Origin of the sequence: Streptomyces calidiresistens, from assembly GCF_014141525.1 — a bacterium.
Lineage (GTDB): Bacteria > Actinomycetota > Actinomycetes > Streptomycetales > Streptomycetaceae > Streptomyces > Streptomyces calidiresistens.
In genome coordinates, this window is the sequence record NZ_VKHS01000374.1 from 1 (window position 1) to 5238 (window position 5238).

At 72.1% G+C, this 5238-nt stretch carries 3 protein-coding genes; 2 read left to right on the top strand and 1 reads right to left on the bottom strand.

Annotated features, from left to right (window positions below):
* Nucleotides 1-365 precede the first annotated feature (365 nt).
* Nucleotides 366-2210, top strand: coding sequence for a phosphoenolpyruvate carboxykinase (GTP) (locus tag FOE67_RS15720; protein ID WP_182664744.1), 1845 nt, complete (start codon nucleotides 366-368; stop codon nucleotides 2208-2210).
* Between the two features lie 125 nt (nucleotides 2211-2335).
* Here the strand turns inward: FOE67_RS15720 and FOE67_RS15725 are convergent, their stop codons facing one another.
* Complete coding sequence (locus tag FOE67_RS15725; RefSeq protein ID WP_182664746.1) at nucleotides 2336-3547, bottom strand: pyridoxal phosphate-dependent aminotransferase; 1212 nt, start codon at nucleotides 3545-3547, stop codon at nucleotides 2336-2338.
* Between the two features lie 117 nt (nucleotides 3548-3664).
* Here FOE67_RS15725 and FOE67_RS15730 point away from each other — a divergent pair, with 117 nt between their 5' ends.
* Nucleotides 3665-4942, top strand: a complete 1278-nt coding sequence (locus tag FOE67_RS15730) for an alanine racemase (RefSeq protein ID WP_182664748.1) — start codon at nucleotides 3665-3667, stop codon at nucleotides 4940-4942.
* Nucleotides 4943-5238 lie beyond the last annotated feature (296 nt).

Genomic DNA, 5238 nt, shown 5'->3' on the forward strand with positions numbered 1-5238 from the left:
CAGATCGGCCCTCCGAGGGGCCGCGGGTCATCCCGGTCGGCCCGCCCGGGGCCGCGCCCCGGGCCGGCGGTCCCTCCGTTTCCCGGCTCCCACGGGTCCCACCTGCGTCTTTCCCGGCTCCCGGTGCGGAGGCGGGGCGTTCCTCCCCGGCTCCGGACCGGAGGACGCGCGGCCGATGACGGGGAGGGCGCCGGTTCACACCACCGGCGCGAGTGGTGATGCTCACCTGAGCCGAGCTGGACACAGACGTGAACCCTTGGGAAACTCAGATGAGCGTGGTCGATACCGGATGAGCGGCAGACGCATTCGGATCGCAGCCCCCACGGGGCCGACACAACCCTCGAAACCCTCACTGGAGCGATACCGTGGCGCCCATCCCGACGGCTCCCACCAGTACCCCGGTCCCCACCCGCCACCAGGAACTCATCACCTGGGTCGACGAGATCGCGGCCCTCACCCAACCGGATCGCGTCGTGTGGTGCGACGGGTCCGACGAGGAGTACCGGCGTCTGTGCGAACAGCTGGTCTCCACCGGAACCTTCACCCGCCTGAACCCCGGGAAACGGCCCGACTCCTACTGGGCCGCCTCCGACCCGACCGACGTCGCCCGGGTCGAGGACCGGACCTTCATCTGCTCCGAGCGGGAGGAGGACGCGGGACCCACCAACCACTGGATGGCACCCGACCGGATGCGGGAGATCTTCACCGGTTCCGAGGGCCTCTTCCGCGGCTCCATGCGCGGCCGGACGATGTACGTCGTCCCCTTCTGCATGGGTCCCCTGGACTCCCCGCTCTCGGCCCTCGGCGTGGAGATCACCGACTCCGCCTACGTCGCCGTGGCCATGCGGACCATGACCCGGATGGGCACCCCCGTCCTGGAACGGCTCGGCGAGAACGGACGGTTCGTGCGGGCCGTCCACTCCGTCGGCGCCCCCCTGGCCGAGGGCGAGGCCGACGTGCCGTGGCCCTGCAACGACACCAAGTACATCTCGCACTTCCCCGAGACCCGTGAGATCTGGTCCTACGGCTCCGGCTACGGCGGCAACGCCCTGCTCGGCAAGAAGTGCTACGCCCTGCGCATCGCCTCCGTCATGGCCCGCGACGAGGGCTGGCTCGCCGAGCACATGCTCATCCTCAAGCTCACCCCGCCCGCCGACGACCCCGCCGCCGGTGAGCCCGTCTACATCGCCGCCGCCTTCCCCTCCGCCTGCGGCAAGACCAACCTCGCCATGCTGGAGCCGACCATCCCCGGCTGGAAGGTCGAGACGATCGGCGACGACATCGCCTGGATGCGGTTCGGCGACGACGGCCGGCTGTACGCGATCAACCCCGAGGCCGGTTTCTTCGGCGTCGCGCCCGGCACCGGCGAGCACACCAACGCCAACGCCATGCGCACCCTGTGGGGCAACTCCGTCTTCACCAACGTCGCCCTCACCGACGACGGCGACGTCTGGTGGGAGGAGATGACCGCCGAGCCCCCGGCGCACCTCACCGACTGGCGCGGCAACGACTGGACCCCGGACTCCGGCACCCCGGCCGCCCACCCCAACGCGCGGTTCACCGTGCCCGCCGCCCAGTGCCCCACCATCGCCCCCGAGTGGGAGGACCCGCGCGGCGTCCCGATCTCCGCCATCCTCTTCGGCGGACGCCGGGCCACCGCCGTCCCCCTGGTCACCGAGTCCTTCGACTGGCGGCACGGCGTCTTCCTCGGCGCCAACATCGCCTCCGAGAAGACCGCCGCCGCCGAGGGCACCGTGGGCGAACTGCGCCGTGACCCCTTCGCCATGCTGCCCTTCTGCGGCTACAACATGGGTGACTACTTCGGCCACTGGCTGGAGGTCGGTGCCAAGGCCGACCCGGCGAAGCTGCCCCGCATCTACTGGGTCAACTGGTTCAAGAAGGACGACACCGGCCGCTTCGTGTGGCCCGGCTTCGGCGAGAACAGCCGGGTCCTGAAGTGGATCGTGCAGCGGCTGCGCGGGACGGCCGAGGGCGTCACCACCCCCATCGGCGTGCTGCCCACCCCGGCCGCGCTGGACACCGACGGGCTGGCCCTGACCCGCGAGGAACTCGACTTCCTGCTGGAGGTCGACCCGGAGGAGTGGCGCCGGGAGGCCTCCCTCATCCCCGGGCACCTGGAGCTCTTCGGCGACCACACGCCCAAGGAGCTGTGGGACGAGTACCACGCCCTGGTCGACCGGCTCGGCTGACCGACGGCGGGCGCGGACCGCACGGGAGGCCCCGCGCCCGCCCCGCCGCGACCGGTGAACCGGCCCCGCACAACGGCGTGCGGGGCCTCCGGCGCGTCCGGGGCCTCCCGCCCCGGACGCGCCGGTCAGTACTGCCCGTAACCGTCGAGGAAGGTGCCGATCCGGGTGATCGCGTCGGTCAACTGCTCCACCGACGGCAGGGTCACGATCCGGAAGTGGTCCGGCTCCGGCCAGTTGAACCCGGTGCCGTGCACGATCATGATCCGCTCGGCCCGCAACAGGTCCAGCACCATCTGCCGGTCGTCCTTGATCTTGTACACCTTCGGATCCAGCCGGGGGAAGGCGTACAGCGCCCCCTTCGGCTTCACGCAGGTCACGCCGGGGATCGAGGTCAGCAGCTCGTGGGCGGTGTCCCGCTGCTCCCGGATCCGGCCGCCCGGCAGCACCAGGTCCTCTATCGTCTGCCGTCCGCCCAGCGCCGCCGCCACCGTGTGCTGCGCCGGCATGTTGGCGCACAACCGCATGTTCGCCAGGATCGTCAGACCCTCGATGTAGCTGCTCGCGTGCGCCTTGGGCCCGCACACCGCCATCCAACCGCAGCGGTAACCGGCCACCCGGTAGTTCTTCGACAGCCCGTTGAAGGTCAGCGTCAACAGGTCGGGCGCCACGGCGGCGGTGGGGACGTGCTCGGCGTCGTCGTACAGGATCCGGTCGTAGATCTCGTCCGAGCACAGCACCAGACGGTGCCGGCGGGCGATCTCGGTCAGCTCCCGCAACATCTCCACCGGGTACACCGCGCCGGTCGGGTTGTTCGGGTTGATGATCACCAACGCCTTGGTGCGATCGGTGATCCGCCGCTCGATGTCGGCGGGGTCCGGCAGCCAGTCCGAGGACTCGTCGCAGCGGTAGTGGACCGCCGTCCCACCGGACAGCGAGACCGCCGCCGTCCACAGCGGGTAGTCCGGCGCGGGGACCAGCACCTCGTCGCCGTCGTCCAACAGCGCCTGCATCGACATCTGGATCAGCTCGGACACGCCGTTGCCGAGGTAGACGTCCTCCACCGACACGTCGATGCCGCGGGTCTGGTAGTGCTGCTGCACCGCGCGCCGCGCCGACAACAGCCCCTTGGCGTCCCCGTAGCCGTGCGCGGACCCGACGTTCCGCAGGATGTCCTCGAGGATCTCCTGCGGGCACTCGAACCCGAAGGCGGCGGGATTGCCGGTGTTCAGCTTCAGGATGCGGTGACCCGCGGCCTCCAGCCGCTGTGCCTCCTCGAGCACCGGTCCCCGGATCTCGTAGCAGACGTTGGCGAGCTTCGTTGACTGGGTCACCTGCATAGCGGTCACCATACGGCGGGCCGGCGACGGACGCTCGGTGTTATTCGCCACTCGGACGCCCGGGCGAGGGCCGGGGGCTCCGTTGACCCGCCGCGCGCGGCCTGTTAGACAGCAGCCATGGCCATCGCGACCGCGCTCGACCGACTGGGTGGGGAGAGAGTCGACCACCGCTTCAAGGGTCTGCCGCCGGACGCCGCCGGACGCACGGTGCGGGAGCTCACGGCCGAGCGGCGCAACCTCTACCGGGGCGGCTTCACCACCCCGATCCTGACCCTCTCCGCCGAGGCCGTGGAACACAACCTGCGCTGCATGGCCCGGTACACCGACCGTCACGGCCTGGAGTTCGCCCCCCACGGCAAGACCTCCATGGCCCCGCAGCTGTTCTGGCGCCAGGTCGAGCACGGCGCCTGGGGCATCACGGTCGCCGTCCCGCACCAGGCCAGGGTCGCCCGCGCCTTCGGCGTCCAGCGGATCTTCCTGGCCAATCAGCTCGTGGACGTGGCCGCGCTGGGCTGGCTGGCCGGGGAACTCGCCGCCGACCCCCACTTCCGCTGCGTGGTGTACGTGGACTCGGTGCGCGGGGTGCGGCTGATGGACGAGGCACTGCGCGGTGCCGGGGCCCGACGGCCGCTGGAGGTCGTCATCGAACTGGGGGCGGCCGGGGCCCGCTCCGGGGTGCGGGACACCGGGAGCGCGCTGGCGGTCGCCGAGGCCGTGGGGGCCGCCGACACCCTCACCCTGGTCGGCGTCGCGGGCTACGAGGGGGAGCTGCCCGACGCCGACGGCGAGGGGGTGCGGGCCTGGCTGGAGTCGCTGAGCGCGCTCGCCCTGACCCTCGACCGCGCCGGATGGTTCCGGGACGCCTCCGAGATCGTGGTCAGCGCCGGCGGCAGCGCGTGGTTCGACACGGTGGCCGAGGCGTTCGCGGAGCTGCCCACGCTCTCCCGCCCGGTCTGCCGGCTGCTGCGCTCGGGCGCCTACATCAGTCACGACGACGGCCGCTACCGCGAGGTCACCCCCTTCAACCGGGTGCCGGAGGAGGGCTACCTGCTGCCCGCCTTCCGGCTGTGGGCCCAGGTGGTCTCCCGGCCCGAGCCGGGTCTGGCGCTGATCAACGCGGGCAAGCGGGACGTGGCCTACGACCTGGGGCTGCCCGAGGTGCAGGTGGTGCGGGACACCGCGGACGGGATGCGTCGCGCGACCGGGATCACCGTCACCCGGCTGGCGGACCAGCACGCCTTCCTGGACTGTTCGGGGAGCGAGCAGCCGCCGGAGGTCGGCGACTGGGTGGGGTTGGGGATGTCGCACCCCTGCACGATCTTCGAGAAGTGGCCGTTGATCCCGCTGGTGGCGGGGGACGGGACGGTCAAGGACTACATCCGCACCTTCTTCTGAGCGCCCCGGCTCCCGGGCTCCCCCGGGCCGCGCCCGGGCCGGGGCCCCGCCGGCCCGACCCCCGGCGGTGGTTCCCGGGGTTCGGGTGATTCCGGGGAGGGGTGGGTTTTCGGCCGGCCGCTCCGTTCGTTCCGGTGCCCGTGGGCGGGATCGGCGTCCCCGGCCACGGGCACCGCCGCGTTCGGCCGGACCCCGCGCCGCCCCCTCCCGGCGCCGGAGCGCGGTTCGGCGCGCCCCGTGGCGTGCACCGGTGACGCTCCCACCGGGTGGGGCGGTGGGGGACGACCGCGTGGGAG